The organism is Nitratiruptor tergarcus DSM 16512 (assembly GCF_027946175.1).
Lineage (GTDB): Bacteria > Campylobacterota > Campylobacteria > Campylobacterales > Nitratiruptoraceae > Nitratiruptor > Nitratiruptor tergarcus.
Genome location: NZ_AP026671.1, coordinates 1,865,727 through 1,880,314, shown reverse-complemented (window position 1 = coordinate 1,880,314; position 14,588 = coordinate 1,865,727). Strand labels below are relative to the sequence as shown.

At 37.7% G+C, this 14,588-nt stretch carries 18 protein-coding genes; 2 read left to right on the top strand and 16 right to left on the bottom strand.

Annotated features, from left to right (window positions below; all coding sequences use genetic code 11):
* Positions 1-74: 74 nt before the first annotated feature.
* The 5 genes from NITER_RS09925 to mnmG form a co-directional block, all read right to left on the bottom strand.
* Positions 75-989: a c-type cytochrome gene (locus NITER_RS09925; RefSeq protein WP_084274710.1), complete on the bottom strand. Its 915-nt coding sequence runs from the start codon at positions 987-989 to the stop codon at positions 75-77.
* Positions 986-2,386, bottom strand: coding sequence for a cytochrome b (locus tag NITER_RS09920; RefSeq protein WP_084274711.1), 1,401 nt, complete (start codon positions 2,384-2,386; stop codon positions 986-988). Before NITER_RS09920 ends, NITER_RS09925 begins: the two co-directional genes overlap by 4 nt.
* Before the next feature lie 9 nt (positions 2,387-2,395).
* The gene (petA, locus tag NITER_RS09915) at positions 2,396-2,917 is read right to left on the bottom strand and encodes a ubiquinol-cytochrome c reductase iron-sulfur subunit (RefSeq protein ID WP_084274712.1); all 522 of its coding nucleotides are present in this window, start codon (positions 2,915-2,917) and stop codon (positions 2,396-2,398) included.
* A 76-nt stretch (positions 2,918-2,993) separates the two neighbouring features.
* A complete protein-coding gene (locus tag NITER_RS09910; protein ID WP_084274713.1) occupies positions 2,994-3,860 on the bottom strand; it encodes a hypothetical protein in 867 nt (288 codons plus the stop codon).
* Positions 3,857-5,728: a tRNA uridine-5-carboxymethylaminomethyl(34) synthesis enzyme MnmG gene (mnmG, locus tag NITER_RS09905; RefSeq protein WP_084274714.1), complete on the bottom strand. Its 1,872-nt coding sequence runs from the start codon at positions 5,726-5,728 to the stop codon at positions 3,857-3,859. The genes NITER_RS09910 and mnmG overlap by 4 nt, the downstream gene beginning before the upstream one ends.
* Positions 5,729-5,803: 75 nt before the next feature.
* Between mnmG and ribE the strand changes: the two genes are divergently transcribed.
* Both ribE and thpR read left to right on the top strand, forming a co-directional pair.
* Positions 5,804-6,412, top strand: a complete 609-nt coding sequence (gene ribE / locus NITER_RS09900) for a riboflavin synthase (RefSeq protein ID WP_084274715.1) — start codon at positions 5,804-5,806, stop codon at positions 6,410-6,412.
* Positions 6,413-6,420: 8 nt separating this feature from the next.
* On the top strand, positions 6,421-6,915 hold the full coding sequence (thpR, locus tag NITER_RS09895) for an RNA 2',3'-cyclic phosphodiesterase (RefSeq protein WP_084274716.1): 495 nt from the start codon (positions 6,421-6,423) through the stop codon (positions 6,913-6,915).
* Here the strand turns inward: thpR and NITER_RS09890 are convergent.
* The 11 genes from NITER_RS09890 to NITER_RS09840 are packed head-to-tail and all read right to left on the bottom strand — an operon-like array spanning position 6,899 to position 14,582.
* Positions 6,899-7,207, bottom strand: coding sequence for a cupin domain-containing protein (locus NITER_RS09890; RefSeq protein WP_084274717.1), 309 nt, complete (start codon positions 7,205-7,207; stop codon positions 6,899-6,901). The two genes, thpR and NITER_RS09890, sit on opposite strands and share 17 nt — an antisense overlap.
* Positions 7,204-7,788, bottom strand: a complete 585-nt coding sequence (gene amrA / locus NITER_RS09885; RefSeq protein ID WP_084274718.1) for an AmmeMemoRadiSam system protein A — start codon at positions 7,786-7,788, stop codon at positions 7,204-7,206. Before amrA ends, NITER_RS09890 begins: the two co-directional genes overlap by 4 nt.
* A complete protein-coding gene (locus NITER_RS09880; RefSeq protein WP_084274719.1) occupies positions 7,781-9,559 on the bottom strand; it encodes a GGDEF domain-containing protein in 1,779 nt (592 codons plus the stop codon). Before NITER_RS09880 ends, amrA begins: the two co-directional genes overlap by 8 nt.
* Positions 9,546-10,289, bottom strand: a complete 744-nt coding sequence (locus NITER_RS09875) for a tRNA (5-methylaminomethyl-2-thiouridine)(34)-methyltransferase MnmD (RefSeq protein ID WP_084274720.1) — start codon at positions 10,287-10,289, stop codon at positions 9,546-9,548. Before NITER_RS09875 ends, NITER_RS09880 begins: the two co-directional genes overlap by 14 nt.
* The gene (gene arsC, locus NITER_RS09870; protein WP_084274721.1) at positions 10,279-10,626 is read right to left on the bottom strand and encodes an arsenate reductase (glutaredoxin); all 348 of its coding nucleotides are present in this window, start codon (positions 10,624-10,626) and stop codon (positions 10,279-10,281) included. Before arsC ends, NITER_RS09875 begins: the two co-directional genes overlap by 11 nt.
* Positions 10,627-10,635: 9 nt before the next feature.
* Positions 10,636-10,932: a hypothetical protein gene (locus NITER_RS09865; protein WP_084274722.1), complete on the bottom strand. Its 297-nt coding sequence runs from the start codon at positions 10,930-10,932 to the stop codon at positions 10,636-10,638.
* 1 nt (position 10,933) lies between these two features.
* Entirely contained in the window at positions 10,934-11,485 is a 552-nt protein-coding gene (luxS, locus tag NITER_RS09860; protein WP_084274723.1) for an S-ribosylhomocysteine lyase, read from the bottom strand.
* 16 nt (positions 11,486-11,501) lie between these two features.
* Positions 11,502-11,909 carry a hypothetical protein gene (locus NITER_RS09855; RefSeq protein ID WP_084274724.1) on the bottom strand — a complete coding sequence of 136 codons (408 nt, stop codon included), beginning with the start codon at positions 11,907-11,909 and terminating at the stop codon, positions 11,502-11,504.
* 2 nt (positions 11,910-11,911) lie between these two features.
* Positions 11,912-12,910 carry a thiamine pyrophosphate-dependent enzyme gene (locus NITER_RS09850; protein WP_084274725.1) on the bottom strand — a complete coding sequence of 333 codons (999 nt, stop codon included), beginning with the start codon at positions 12,908-12,910 and terminating at the stop codon, positions 11,912-11,914.
* Between the two features lie 12 nt (positions 12,911-12,922).
* Complete coding sequence (locus NITER_RS09845) at positions 12,923-14,140, bottom strand: 2-oxoacid:ferredoxin oxidoreductase subunit alpha (protein WP_084274726.1); 1,218 nt, start codon at positions 14,138-14,140, stop codon at positions 12,923-12,925.
* A gap of 10 nt (positions 14,141-14,150) precedes the next feature.
* Positions 14,151-14,582 carry a 4Fe-4S dicluster-binding protein gene (locus NITER_RS09840; protein WP_201337575.1) on the bottom strand — a complete coding sequence of 144 codons (432 nt, stop codon included), beginning with the start codon at positions 14,580-14,582 and terminating at the stop codon, positions 14,151-14,153.
* Positions 14,583-14,588: the final 6 nt, after the last annotated feature.

Genomic DNA, 14,588 nt, shown 5'->3' with positions numbered 1-14,588 from the left:
GTAGATTGTAGCAGATTTTTTGCAAATGAAGTTTAAATCAAAAATTATAGGAGGCAAAGCCCCCTACGATTTATTTAGTGGACTTCTCTCCAGATTTTTTGCTTCCATAGATATGCAAGGATTGCAAAGATTACAAAGTAGAGAAGTACCCAAGGACCAAGAGAGTTTCGTTTCTCTTTTTTACGATCTCCGACTTTTTCAAGATATGCAACAACTTTTTCTGTAGCCTCTTGAGTGAGACCTACACGAGGCATCGCTGTGCCATGAAGAATCTTTTGTGGATCTTCTACGAAATCTCTAATATACTCATGTCCTCTACTTCTAATATACATAGAGAGATCTGGTGGAGTAGTACCAAGATATTTTTTGAGGTTTGCTTCATATTGAGCAAGTTTAAGCTCAAACTGCTTTCTCTCAACCTCAGTTTTGAATTTTGGCTCCTCGCCAATCACTGTCCAGTGATCATAGCGCAAGTTGTGGCAGCGTCCACAAGCAGCCTCATATGCCTCTTTTGGAGAGATCTCTTTTGGAGCAATTGAAACAAGATATGCAACAATATCTGCTAAATCTTGCTCGCTTCCAAAGAATGCAGGCATTGGAAAAGGTTTTTTGTCATTAAATTTATGTGAAAGCTTGAATGCTTTGACAGGATCTTTAATAACACTTGCCAAGAATTTATGATCTGTAACTGCAGCGATATTGCTAAGATCTGGCGGATTAACACCATAACTAGCACTTGCACTTACTGGATCCATAGGTGCCGGAATATTTTGACTCTTAATTGAGTGACACCCAGTACACCCATTATTCATAATTGCTTGTGCACCTTTTTGTGCATCACCCTGTACAGCTAATGCTTTGAGATCACCATAAGTAAAAGTTGCCGGCTCATGATGAGGGTGCATCTTTGAGTGCGCATACGGTTCAATCCCCCAGTAGGTAATCCCTACTAAAACAACGATGATTGCTAAAATCTTCAACTCTCTCATCTTGCACCCCCTCTATTTTTAACCATCACAGGATTGAGGAAGAATAGGAGATAGAATATTACAAAGAGCGTAACGATAACAAAGCCGTTACCAAGAGCTTTTGTATACTCTAAGTATCCTGCAATATACAAAGCTAAAGTCATAAAAATTACAAACCAAAGGAGACCTTTTTTTCTTGCTGTTACAGCTGGAAGCGCAGCCCAAAGAGCCAAGAAACCAACAGCAGCTACATAACCAATATATGCATTAAATCCTGTTGGAGGAAGTTTTCCCCAAATAGTAAGAACAATCATATCAATTACCATGAGCCAGAACCAGATTTGAAAACCTCCTCTTCTTGCAGCAGGTGCAACCTCATCATTCTTATCAAACCATGGCAAAAAGAAGAAAATCACGTTTGCAATACCAAAAGCAATAAGTCCCATATCCATTGCACTGAGTGGTCCAACATTAAAGAAAAATCCTCTTAGAACCTCATAACTCCACAAGAAATACCACTCTGGATAGATATGTGGTGGGGTTTTCATTGGATTTGCTGGATCAAAGTTGATTGGATCCATTGCAAAATCGTAGTGATAGAACACAAGATAGAAGTAAAAAATCATAAAGACACCAAGGACAAAGAAGTCTTTACTCAAGAAAACTGGCCAAAATGGAATAACTTTTGCCTCTTTTTTCTGTCCAGCTTTATATTTTTCTGCTTCAGTGTCAAAATCGATCTCTTCACCATCTTGGTTATTTACGTGAGGGATTCTTAGTGTATAAAAGTGAAGCCCAATGATCATCATAATGATAAGTGGCATCAAAAGAACATGCAGCATGAAAAATCGTGTAAGTGTTGGGTCAGAAACGTAGAAGTTACCACGAATCCAAACAACCAAGTCATCACCGATAAATGGAATACCACCAAAGAGATTGGTAATAACTTGTGCTGCCCAGTAGCTCATCTGTCCCCAAGGAAGCATATATCCACTAAATGCTTCAGCACTGAAAGTGACAAATAAGAGCATACCAGAGATCCAGATCATTTCACGTCCACGCTTATATGAAGCGTAGTAGATACCGGTAAACATGTGAATATAGATAACCAAAAAGACAACAGAAGCTGCTACTGCATGCATATGTCGCCAAAGCCAACCATACCATACCTCTTGCATAATCGTGTAATTCACGCTATCAAATGCAAGCTTTGTATCTGGCTTGTAATACATCAAAAGAAAAATACCGCTGATGAGAAGAATTGTAAACATGGTCATCAGCACAACACCCATTGCCCAGAGAAAGTTTATGTTTTTTGGAATCCAATATTCAGCCGCCAATACTTTCCAAAGCTTATCAATCGCCAATCTTTGGTCGAGCCATTCATGCAGGCTATTTGCTTTTGTAAAATGTGCCATATCCGCTCCTTACGCTTTACCGACCATTTTTTTATACTCAGGACCCTCTTCACCGAGAACCAACTTCGTTCCCTCTATCTTAAATGGAGGAATATCCATAGGTCTTGGAGGAGGTCCAAAAGTATTGACACCACACGCATCATACTCACCACCATGACATGCACAATGGAAAGTCTTTTTATCAGGCTCCCACGATGGAATACATCCAAGATGTGTACAAAGGCCAATCATCACAAGATATTCACTATCACCCACTTTGACAAGACGTTTCTTTGTCTCATCCGGAATAGTATTACAATTCTCTTCAGGTGGTTTTTTGAGGATAAAAATAGGCTTACCTCGCCATGTAACAGTGCGAAGTTCACCCTCTTTCATAGGAGAGAGGTCAACTGTAGTAAAACCAGCTGCCATAACGCTTGGTAATGGATCCCAGGTACGTTTCATAGCATAGAGAGCTGCAAGTCCGCCAGCTCCAGCAAATGCACCAAAGACCATTCCAAGGAAGTCACGTCTGCTTTGTGCCATAGACAATCCTTTTGTAGTTTTTCGGTCAATTGATTTTAATACAAAAATATTTAAGAAAATATAAAATTAAGTTATACTTAAGTTAACAATTGCTTTTGATGAGAGACTTAATCTCTTTTGCCACTTTTTCGACACTCGAGTTGCGTAAAAAGTCGGTTTTTGGCAACTGATTTTGCAAAATCGCTTCTTGCAATCGTATCTTCGAAAAATCTCCAATATGCACTACTCCTGCTCTTTGCAAAATCTGCTCATATGCTTCATCTTGACCAAAATAGATTGTTTTTGCACCAGTTGCAGCAGCTTCTAGTGCACTTTGCGCTGAATGAGAGATAAAAAGTGCAGCACTCTGTAAAATTTCTGGATAATCCTCAGCATCATAAATATTTTTGAAATAATACTTCACTTTTTCTGATATATCTACAAAAAAGTAAAAACCTTCTAAAAGATCTAATTCAAACTCTTTGAGGTCTTTACTTAGTGATACAATCTTTTTTTCGTAGTCACTATCACCATAAAAAAAGACTCTTTTTTCTTTCATAAACTCTCCAAAATAGTCTCTATCAATCAATATACCATTTATAATTCGCTCACCAACCTTATGAGGTGAGATGAGAAACTCTCCTTCAATTGGCAAAACATCAGGATCATAACTGATACGGAAGAACTTTCCAAAATATTGGATCATCTCCTGATGAATTGTAGGATTATGCTCATCACTATCGTATATGATAATATCGCCTCTTTCGCAAATTGTTCCAATATTACGAAAATCCTCTATTCCCACAGCCTTTTTTGCTCCTAAAACACGCTTTGCATATGTTGCAGAGCGAAACTCTGTAGTCATGAGATATGTATCAAATTCGCTAAACTCTTTGAGTAGCGCCACTGTGCGGCGTAATCTATCAAGCCCTGTTCTGTTATCCGTTTGTGCATAGAAATAGATTGTCATTTCTTCCCTTTTTCTCTCATTTTGATGTAGATATGGAGTATCTCGATAGCTGCTGGAGTAATACCACTAATCTCACTTGCTGCAAAGAGAGTAGGAGGCTTGAATTTTTTGAGTTTTTCTTTAACTTCATTACTCAAACCGCTAATTGCATCAATATCGAGATCTTCAGGAATTTTTACACTTAAAAGCTGCTCCATACGTGCAATCTGCTCTTTCTGTTTTTTTATGTATTGGTGATATTTCGCTTCAATTAAAATCTGCTCTTTTGCTTCATCACTAAAGTCTTTAATCATTGGAGCTAGTTTTTCAAGCTTTTCAATCGTAAATCCAGCACGCGCAGCGATATTTTTGAGGCTAGTCTTATCTGTAATTTTCTCTTCGCCTATCTCTTGCAAAAACTGAAGATTCCCTTTTGTAGGAGTGAGAAAATTTTCTTCAAGATAGGCTATCCCTTTTTCTATCTCTTCACGCTTTTTCATCATTTTTCCATAAGTATCTTCATCTATGAGGCCAAGTCTATGTCCATAGGGCATGAGGCGCAAGTCTGCATTATCTTCACGCAGCAACAGGCGAAACTCTGCACGACTCGTAAACATACGATACGGCTCTTTAGTACCCTTTGTAACCAAGTCATCTATAAGTACACCGATATATGCTTCATCTCTGCGTAAAATAAGTGGCTCTTCCCCTTTAATGGCAAGTGCTGCATTAATTCCAGCCATGAGTCCCTGTGCAGCAGCCTCCTCATAGCCAGTGGTACCATTTATCTGCCCAGCAAGGTAGAGGTTTTTTATCTTTTTTGTCTCTAGTGTGTGTTTAAGCTCAGTCGGATCTACATAATCATACTCTATCGCATATCCATAGCGTACAGGTTGCGCATGCTCTAACCCTTTGATAGATCGAATCATCTCAAGCTGCACATCAGGCGGCAAGGAGGTACTGAGGCCATTGATATAGTACTCTGTGGCTTCTAATGTTTGAGGCTCAACAAAGACATGGTGGCGCTCTTTGTCGCGAAATCTATAAATCTTATCTTCAATACTTGGGCAATATCTAGGTCCAATACCTTCAATTTGTCCAGTAAAAAGAGGAGCTCTATGAAAATTTGACTCTATAATCTCATGGGTACGCTCATTGGTGTAAGTTACATAGCAAGGAAGCTGCGTTGGTTTAAATGTAGATCTTGGAGTACGGAAACTAAAGGGAATCGGATTTTTATCTCCAGGCTGGATCTCCATTTTGCTAAAATCTATCGTTTTTGCATCAATTCTTGCACAAGTTCCAGTTTTGAGTCTTCCCATATTTAGACCTAGAGATTTGAGAGAATCACTTAAAGCATTAGATGCAAATTCTCCAGCCCTTCCTGCTTCTTGACGAATCTCACCTATATGAATGAGTCCACGCAAAAATGTCCCAGTAGTAACAATCACCTTTTTTGCATGGTAGACATTCCCTAAATTTGTCTCTACCCCAACAACACTGTCACCTTTAGTAAGAAGCCTCTCTACCATCTCCTGCTTTACTTCTAAATTTGGAGTATTGAGTACTATTGTTCGCATAAAGATACGGTATCTATCCATATCTATTTGGGCTCTGCTGCCTCTGACTGCAGGGCCTTTGGAGGCGTTGAGTATACGAAATTGAATACCCATTTTATCTGTTGTAAGTCCCATCTGCCCGCCAAGTGCATCGATCTCTTTGACAAGATGCCCTTTAGCAAGCCCTCCAATAGCAGGATTACAGCTAGCAGCCCCAATTTGCTCTGCTAAAATGGTTATCATGAGCGTCTTCATGCCCATCTTAGCGCTTGCGAGAGCAGCCTCTATCCCAGCGTGCCCTCCACCAATGACAATCACATCATATTTCATACAGCTTCACTCCAAAATGCGTTATAATAGTTGGACTATTTATACTATAGAAACTACCAAAAATCAAGGCACTATATGTTTACTGGTCTCATTCGAGAAATCGCCACAGTCAAAACATTTGATGGAAAAAATCTTCGCATTCATGCTCAATATCGTCCCCAAATTGGAGACTCCATCGCCATCAACGGAGCGTGTCTGAGTGTCACACAACTTCATAGTGATGGATTTACTGTAGAGCTTGGAGATGAGACGAGATCTGTCATAGCACTAGAAAACTATAAAGATAGAGTCCATATAGAACCTGCCATGCGTCTTAGTGATAGACTTGAAGGACATATTGTCCAAGGACATATCGATTGTGTTGGCACTATTACTCAAATTATCCCACAAACCAATGCAACAGATTTTCATATAAAAGTTCCAAAAAAATATATCAAATTCATCATACCAAAAGGTAGTATTGCTATTGATGGAGTGAGCCTCACCGTCAATGATGTGTATGAAGAGAGTTTTCGCCTTACAATCATTCCAATTACTATGCGTCACACCCTCTTTTCTACATATAAAATAGGTCGCAGAGTCAATATCGAAACAGATATGTTTGCACGCTATCTCTATTATATGTTTAAAAAAGAAAAAGCAGTTGATTGGCAAACAATTGAGCATATCCAAGCTCTCTTTTAGGAGTATACATGCGCCTTTTTTTAGCCTCTTTTGCAAAACTGCATGATTATGTAGGAATTAAAAACAGTTTCTCTTTTCTCAAAGGCAAATGGGTAGAAAAACGTAATCTCCATCTTACTTATCTCTTTTTAGGAGAGGTGGCAACGCCAGTGCCGCTGAAAAAACAGCTCCAACAAATCACCTATGAGCATAAAAGAGTACCTATTCAAGGAATAGGTTTTTTTGGAACTCCTGCAAAGATACTCTATGCAAAAGCGTATGACGAGGAGATTATTAAACTTCACCACAAAATTTTAGAGGTTTTACAAAAAGAAGATGACAAACCTTTTTTGCCCCATATTACTCTTTGTCGCATAAAAGAGTTGAAAAACTTTGAAAAATTTCTCCACACTATACGCAAATATGAGCACAAAAACCTTGGATTTTTGGAATTAGAACTTCATCTTATTGAAAGCCATCTTACACCTAAAGGGCCAATCTATAAATCTATCCACACCTTTTAGGATCATAGTGCACCGCTAGCCAAAGGGATCCAGGAGTGACAGAGAGTAAAAAGTGTGACGTGTTGGCAGGAATGAAGAGTGTATCTCCTGCTTCAAGTTCATAAATTCTCTCATCCATCTGCAGCTTAGCTTTGCCTTTGAGCAGTACTACCCACTCATCTTTTGTATCAATAAACTCTTTAGGTGTTGCAACTTCGCCGCTTATTATGCGTACAATCTCTATTGCATCTGTTTTATGGAGTGTTGTAAAGACCTCATCCTCTCTTGGAACCTCTCCATCATAAATATTCACTCTTTAAAATCCTCTTCACTAAATTTTTCTACTTGATAGGTAAAAATTTCTGGATGATATTCAAGGCAATTTGCAGGAAGTCCCGCTTTCATACAAAGATGTGCGAAAAACTGATCAAAATCTCTCAACTCCTCCCAAACTTGTGGTAAAAAGGTAGCCTGGCGACCATCGAGCTTGAGCACCACTCCATCTACTAGTGGACGAATTTTTTTGCGAAGATCTTCAATATCTGTATATGTAAGTGGCTTAGGCTCACTCAAGAGCGAAATCTCAATAGTAATTGCATCAAACTCTTCAGGGCTCAAAGGTGGAAACCGCGGATCTCCAAAAGCTGCTGCTTTCGCATTTTCAATCAAATCATCAATCAAAGGCCTGTAAGCTACCAAAGATCCTATGCATCCGCGCAGTGAGCTACGCTCATTTATAGTCACAAAGACTGCACCAGGCTGGGCAAGTTTTGGAAACATAGCAATGAGTCTTTTCTTTACATCATCTGTGAGCTCTTTATGCCCTAAAAACTCCTCTTTTATTGCAATTCTGGCAATATTGAGCATCGCTCTTTTAAGATTTTCGTCAAGCATCATTCTCTCCTCTATAAATTAATCTATTACGCCCACTCTCTTTTGCTTGATAGAGGGCTTTGTCTGTACGCTTGTAGAGATCTTCTACACTTTCACCCTTTTTATATTTTGCTACACCAATACTTATAGTTACCTTTTTGTCAATCTCATTAAAGGAGTGCTGAGCGATTTTTTGACGTATATACTCTAATCTATCAAGAACTTTTTGAATATCATTTGTTGCAAAAATAATCAAAAACTCTTCGCCACCCACACGAAAAATAGAATCACTTTTCCTTAACTCCTGTTTTAAAATAGCAGCAATCTCTCTTAGAACAAGATCCCCCTTATCATGGCCATAGGTATCATTGATTGACTTAAAATAATCAATATCAAGCATAGCAAAGAGGAGATCATTGCCCAAAAGTATTACCTCTTGGACTTTCTCTGCTGCACTCTTTTCAAAAAAGTAGCGATTATATACTTTTGTCAAAGGATCTCTAATAGCAAGTTCTTGTAAAACTTGCTGTTTTTTGAAACTATTTGTAACATCGATAAATATAACAACAAAATCTTTTTCATCTATCCTGTTTGCTTTTACTTGAAAAATATACTCTCTGTTTTTATAGTGAATTTTGACATACGATGGACGATCTTTGTGCTCAAGGAGATATTCTGTCCATTTTTTACCATGCATAACCGATGAGATAAATCCCTCTTCTTCAACAAAAAAATCACATATACACTCGTGCTCTTGTAAAAACTCTTGTAAATTTTTATACTCATTGAAATATTGAAAAAATACTGCATTTGCATATTTCATATTTTTACCATCATTGATAATGACAATCTCTTGTAACTTATCGAGAATATTGTAAAAATATTGTAGCTGCCTCTTTTGTTGTCGACTTTTCTCCCTTTCAAAAATAATTGTAAGTAACACCAGTGCTAAAGTAAGCAAAAATGCCACTATCGCTATTCGTAGTATTATTGAGTTACTTACATAATTGGCAACAATTTGGCTCTTCTTCTTACCATATATAATCCATCCCAAAGTCTTGTTTTCCATATTTTTAATGGGATAGCGAAAGATGACCATGCCATCTTTTTCAAGAGGGTTTTGTGATGCTATAAAATGGCTTATATCTACATTAGCAAGTACTTGTAAAAAATCTTTATTGGGATGCTTAGCTACTACCTTATATTTTTGGATATCTTTTTTAATCTCTGTTGCAAAATCAAAATATTTTTTATCTAATAGCACAATAGAGAGTATGCCAAATCTTTGGAGATCTTTGATAATAGAATTGAATTGGCTCTGCGTTTCGAGATAACCAAGTAAGGAGCCACTGTTCTTGATAGGTACAAAAGAGGCAAAATGTATTCCATAGCAATCAATAATTATATCTGTCTGTAAAGGCTTTTGTAGCTTATCCAATTTTTCACAATGAGGAGAAGATATTTTAAATGTTGCATAGAGAACATTTCCGTTCCTATCAAAAAGTTTAAAATGAATATTTTTGTAAAGAGTAAATTGACGCAGCTGTCGTGATAATATATGTAGATCTAAAGGAGTATTGTGAAGGAAAAACTCTTTCATATCTTTGTGGTAACTTGTTGCAATGCCAAGTCCCATAGTAGATGATTGTTTGAGTTTTATCTCATTTTCTATCTCAAGAGATGTTTGATGGATATATTTTTGAATAAATGAAGTTTCAATCTCTTTCACATTTTCATATGCTAGAACAAAAAATATAATAATAACTACTACAACAATACTATATCTTCTCAAACATATCGTCCGTAAGTGGTTTGGCTGTACTGCGTTTTTTCTTCATTTCCATATCAATTTTCTTTAGCGGAAGCTCTTTTTTGCTAGCGATAGTTATCTTTTTAATCCCCTCTCTCTCCAGCTCATAGATATTTAATCCTACTTCATACATTGCGAGCCTTACAGGAGTAGCTATCGAATAAGTCGTCACAACTCCTTCTTCACTCAATAATTTTGCTATATCACTAAAATACTCTACCGTCCATAGCAATGGATTTTTTTTTGGACTAAATGCATCTTGATACACTATATCAATATCATGTAAATTTTTCACATATGCTCGTGCATCCCCAATATAGAGCTCTACTCTTATATTTTTGCTTTTATAAACTTTATTTTCAATTAATTGCAGTAATATTTCTCTATAGCGCATTAGTGGTTTTGGATATGAAAAATCTTTTAATTGCTCTAAAAGCTGGCTATCAAGTTCTGGAGAAAAGATCTCAATAGATTGGATATTATGCGAGCCGTGCAAAAAATAGTCAATTGTAGTAAGAGTATTAATTCCTAAGCCAAAGCAGATATCGAGAATGCGAAGGTGAGGTTTTTGTACAAGAGAAAATGCAGGTTTTACATGTTTAAAAAGTGCTTCAGTCAGTGCACCATCTTGGAGTGAGTGGTAACACTCATCATACTCTTTTGAATAAAGCGTTATTGTACCATCAGCACTAAGTCGAGGCTCATACTTCATCAATTAATTCTTTGAACCTTTCAGGAGGTCTTCCAAGTACGGCTTTATCACCTTTTATAAGAATTGGACGCTCAATGAGGCGAGGATGTTCACACATCGCTTTGAGTATCTCCTCTTCACTCGCATCTTTGAGATGAAGCTCGCGAAAAAGTTTCTCTTTTTTTCGCACCAATTCGCTCGGTTTCATTCCCAACTTATTGAGTACATCTTGCAACTCTTCACATGTTGGAGGATTATCTATATAGCGTCTCACCTCTACGTCAAGACCTTCTAGTAGTTTAAAACCCTCCCTACTTTTAGCACATCGTGGATTATGCCACAAAATATATTGCGCCATTATTTGCTCCTAGACAATTTCATCAAGTTCACGAAACATCATAGCTTCAATGATATCTTCTATACTCATCCCATTGTTAGCTAAAAGTGCACGAGCTCCCAATTCATAAGCTTCATCAAGCTCATCATCTTTTTTTGGCGTAACAATATAGTCAAAAAACTCATTTGCAAAATTTTCTTTAAATTGTATATTTTCTATTTGCATAGACTCACTTAATTTTACAAATGCAAAACTTTTTGCATCTGCAATTGTACAAACTAAGCTCTCTTGATTATTGATACTTGCTACAGGTATAACCACAAGCATACTACTCTCCGATAACTACTACACTTTGAGGATCTACATCACATTTATGAATATCTATCGCACTAAGATCAAGTTTAAGATCTTCATTGTGCATAATATTGATACCCTTTTCAATTACATGTTTTGCAATTTTTTGTGCTTCATTTAAAGAGTGCATGTAGCAACTTCCACACTGATAGATATTCAGTTCTGGTATATCTTCAATGCTTTTGAGAGCCAAAATATCTCGCATACTCTTTTCCCAGGCTTGTGCTACATCGAGTTCATTTGGCTTTCCAATAACACTCATATAAAATCCTGTACGACACCCCATTGGCGAAATATCTATGATTTCAACTGTATCACTATTGAGATGATCACGCATAAATCCTGCAAAAAGATGCTCTAAAGTATGTGTTCCTTTCACACTCATAATCTCTTTATTTGGATGACAAAATCGAAGATCATACACTGTAATTGCATCACCACAAGGTGTTACCATCTCTTTAGCTTTTCGCACAGCAGGTGCAGGCATTTTGGTATGATCTACCAAAAAACTCTCTAATAACGGCATAAATTTTCCTTTGAAATTAAAAATGGTCTACGATAGTATTTGTGGATTGATTTTTCGCATCTAAAACATTTTGGAGGGCTTTAGCAACAATATCTTCAGAGTCTAATCTCTCTTTACAAGCAACTCCTATTGCAATTTTTGTCTGTGGATACATCTTTTCAAGAACATAGAGAATCTTATTTCCAACTACAACAAATGAGTCAGGCCTATTCATAAAAAAAAGTACTGCACTGTAATACTCATCTATTTCGACTACTCTATCTGCACATCTCATATTTGACCTGATAATCTTTGCTATATCATCACGTGCATCACAATATACAAGCATAAGGCAGTAAGGAAGTTCGTATCTACTAGAGATACATTCGAACATCCTTGCCTCTTCCTGTACTTTTGTTTTGATAGTAGAGTAGATATAGCTCATTGCTATACGCCGGCTTCTTCTCTTCTTTGTAGATACTCCCAGCGTGTATCAACTGCTTTTTGCCAGAGATCAATAATATGTCTATTTTCTGGTTTAAAAAGGTGTCTAAATCTTGGCTGTGCAGCAAGATACTCTTCTACTGGTATTTTATTTTTTGGTCTATATGTAATGTTGAGTTTTGTACTATAGATGATTCCATGCTCATCTCGCTCATTGATAATCTCATAGAGTGGCCATACACAACTATCAACTCCAAGATCACTCACTTCAATAGTATCTTCTGGAGCATGCTTCCACTCTGTTGTACACGCACTTTGTGCATTTATATACACAGGCCCATAGACTTCAAAACCTTTTTGCACCTTTTTGACTAAATCTTTCCATTTACTAGGACTCACCTGTGCAACATATGGCGCACCATGATCAGCCATGATCTCTACCATACTCTTTTTCATCATCTTCTCACCATAGCTCACACTTCCAGCTGGACTTGTAGTTGTACTTGCACCAATTGGAGTAGATGAACTTCTCTGTCCTCCAGTATTTGCATAGACTTCGTTATCAAGACAGACATACATAAAATTGTGTCCTCTCTCAAAAGCCCCACTCAAAGACTGAAAACCGATATCATATGTTCCGCCATCTCCGGCAAAAGCTACAATTTTTGGCTCTTTTCCCTCATCTACCATCTTTTGTGTAGCAGGTGGGAGTTTACCTTTTTTCTTCATTACCTCATATGCTGCACTTACAGTAGCTGCTGCTACTGCTGCATTTTCAAAACCGATATGGATCCAGCTTACATCCCAACTTGTTTTAGGATATACTGCAGTACATACTTCCAAACATCCTGTTGCTGTTGCAACGATAACAGGATCATCTGTAGCATTAAGTACTTCACGTACAATGATATTATGCGAACACCCAGGACACATTAAATTAGCACCCTCAAATCTATCATTTGAGAGTGAAAACTCTTTTAAGTTCTTAATCTTCTTTACCATATCATCCCCCTCTTAATAAAACGATAGCTTAGGACCTCTAAGTCCTAAAAATTGCTGCAATGGTACAACAGCTTCACCAGCTTTTGCACACTTATCAAGATCTTCATATACTTCTTTGAGCATATTAATAGTTGTATCACGCCCTCCAAGCCCATAGATATAGTTCAACATTATAGGCGCTTTTCCATGAGCCATAAGTGCAGCACTAATTTCATTAAAGAGTGCACCAAATGTTCCACCAGGAGCACTTCTATCCATAGCTGCAACTGCTTTAACATTACTGAGAGCCTCTGCCACTTCTTTGAACGGGAATGGTCGAAGAACTCTAAGGCTCACAACACCAGCTTTAATACCTTTCTCTCTCATCTGATCCGCTGCAATTCTTGCACTCTCAACAGTTGTCCCAAGGGCAAAAATAGCTACATCTGCATCATCCATTTTATATGTATAGACAAGATCATACTCTCTACCAGTTCTCTCTTTAAACTCATTAAACACTTTTTTGATAGTATCAAATGAATTCATAAGATCGTGATGTTGGCGCGCTTTATGCTCAAAATGCCAATCCTCTTCAGTTTGCACACCGTGTGTCACAGGATTTGCAACATCAAGCATCGTATTTACTGGTTTATATTCACCTACAAACTCTGCTGCTTCTTCATCTTGGAGAGGCCTTACATTTTGTGCAGTATGAGAGCAGATAAAACCATCTTGATGTACCATTACTGGGAGGCGAACATTTAGATCTTCACCAATCTTAAACGCCATTAATGTTAAATCGTATGCTTCTTGTGGATTGTATGAACATAGATTGATCCATCCAGCATCTCGTCCAAGATACATATCCGAATGATCCCCGTTGACATTGAGTGGGGCTGCAAGAGCCCTATTTACTACCGCCAAAACGATTGGGAGCCTCATACCGCTTGCTTGATAGAGTACCTCAACCATCAAAGCAAACCCTTGAGAACTTGTAGCAGTTGCAGCTCTTACTCCTGCAGCACTTGCAGCCACACAGCCACTCATAGCAGAGTGTTCAGATTCCACCATAATAAATTCGCCATCTACATATCCATCAGCTAAAAACTTTGAGTAGTTTTGTACAATTGGTGTAGATGGAGTAATTGGGTAAGCTGCTACGATATCTACCTGCGCTTGTCTAAGGGCATGCGCAGCAGCCATATTCCCATCCCAAACTTCTACTTCATTGAGCTCATACTTTTTTGCCATTTGCTATCCTTTACTTCTTCTCTTCTTTTTTTGGCCACATATTAAGTGCTTCATTGTTATCCATATGCTCTGGAAACATTAATAGAGATTTTGGATTTGTTGGACACACCTCAACACAAATTCCACACCCTTTGCAGTGCTCATAAATTACACCTATCATCTTTTTATCACGACTTAAAATCGAAATATCAGGACAAAATACCCAGCAAAATTGACAATCGATACAGAGATCCCTATTGTAAACAGGTTTTTCAACCCGCCAATCTCCAACTTGCCACTCATGTGAGTTTGTAGGGGCATATGGACGCTCTTCTTCTGGCACCTCTACTACATTTTCTACTGGTTCAGTAAAAGAGAAAAGGGAAGCTCCAGGAATAATCTCATTCCACCCTAAATCTTTTATCTCATCAATACTTTTAACTTCTTTGAGATCTTTTGCCATCATCTA

Coding starts and splice junctions, on each gene's coding strand:
- NITER_RS09925 (WP_084274710.1), bottom strand. CDS start 989: ATGAGAGAGTTGAAGATTTTAGCAATCATCGTTGTTTTAGTAGGGATT.
- NITER_RS09920 (WP_084274711.1), bottom strand. CDS start 2,386: ATGGCACATTTTACAAAAGCAAATAGCCTGCATGAATGGCTCGACCAA.
- NITER_RS09910 (WP_084274713.1), bottom strand. CDS start 3,860: ATGACAATCTATTTCTATGCACAAACGGATAACAGAACAGGGCTTGAT.
- mnmG (WP_084274714.1), bottom strand. CDS start 5,728: ATGAAATATGATGTGATTGTCATTGGTGGAGGGCACGCTGGGATAGAG.
- ribE (WP_084274715.1), top strand. CDS start 5,804: ATGTTTACTGGTCTCATTCGAGAAATCGCCACAGTCAAAACATTTGAT.
- thpR (WP_084274716.1), top strand. CDS start 6,421: ATGCGCCTTTTTTTAGCCTCTTTTGCAAAACTGCATGATTATGTAGGA.
- amrA (WP_084274718.1), bottom strand. CDS start 7,788: ATGCTTGACGAAAATCTTAAAAGAGCGATGCTCAATATTGCCAGAATT.
- NITER_RS09875 (WP_084274720.1), bottom strand. CDS start 10,289: ATGAAGTATGAGCCTCGACTTAGTGCTGATGGTACAATAACGCTTTAT.
- arsC (WP_084274721.1), bottom strand. CDS start 10,626: ATGGCGCAATATATTTTGTGGCATAATCCACGATGTGCTAAAAGTAGG.
- NITER_RS09865 (WP_084274722.1), bottom strand. CDS start 10,932: ATGCTTGTGGTTATACCTGTAGCAAGTATCAATAATCAAGAGAGCTTA.
- luxS (WP_084274723.1), bottom strand. CDS start 11,485: ATGCCGTTATTAGAGAGTTTTTTGGTAGATCATACCAAAATGCCTGCA.
- NITER_RS09855 (WP_084274724.1), bottom strand. CDS start 11,909: ATGAGCTATATCTACTCTACTATCAAAACAAAAGTACAGGAAGAGGCA.
- NITER_RS09850 (WP_084274725.1), bottom strand. CDS start 12,910: ATGGTAAAGAAGATTAAGAACTTAAAAGAGTTTTCACTCTCAAATGAT.
- NITER_RS09845 (WP_084274726.1), bottom strand. CDS start 14,140: ATGGCAAAAAAGTATGAGCTCAATGAAGTAGAAGTTTGGGATGGGAAT.
- NITER_RS09840 (WP_201337575.1), bottom strand. CDS start 14,582: ATGGCAAAAGATCTCAAAGAAGTTAAAAGTATTGATGAGATAAAAGAT.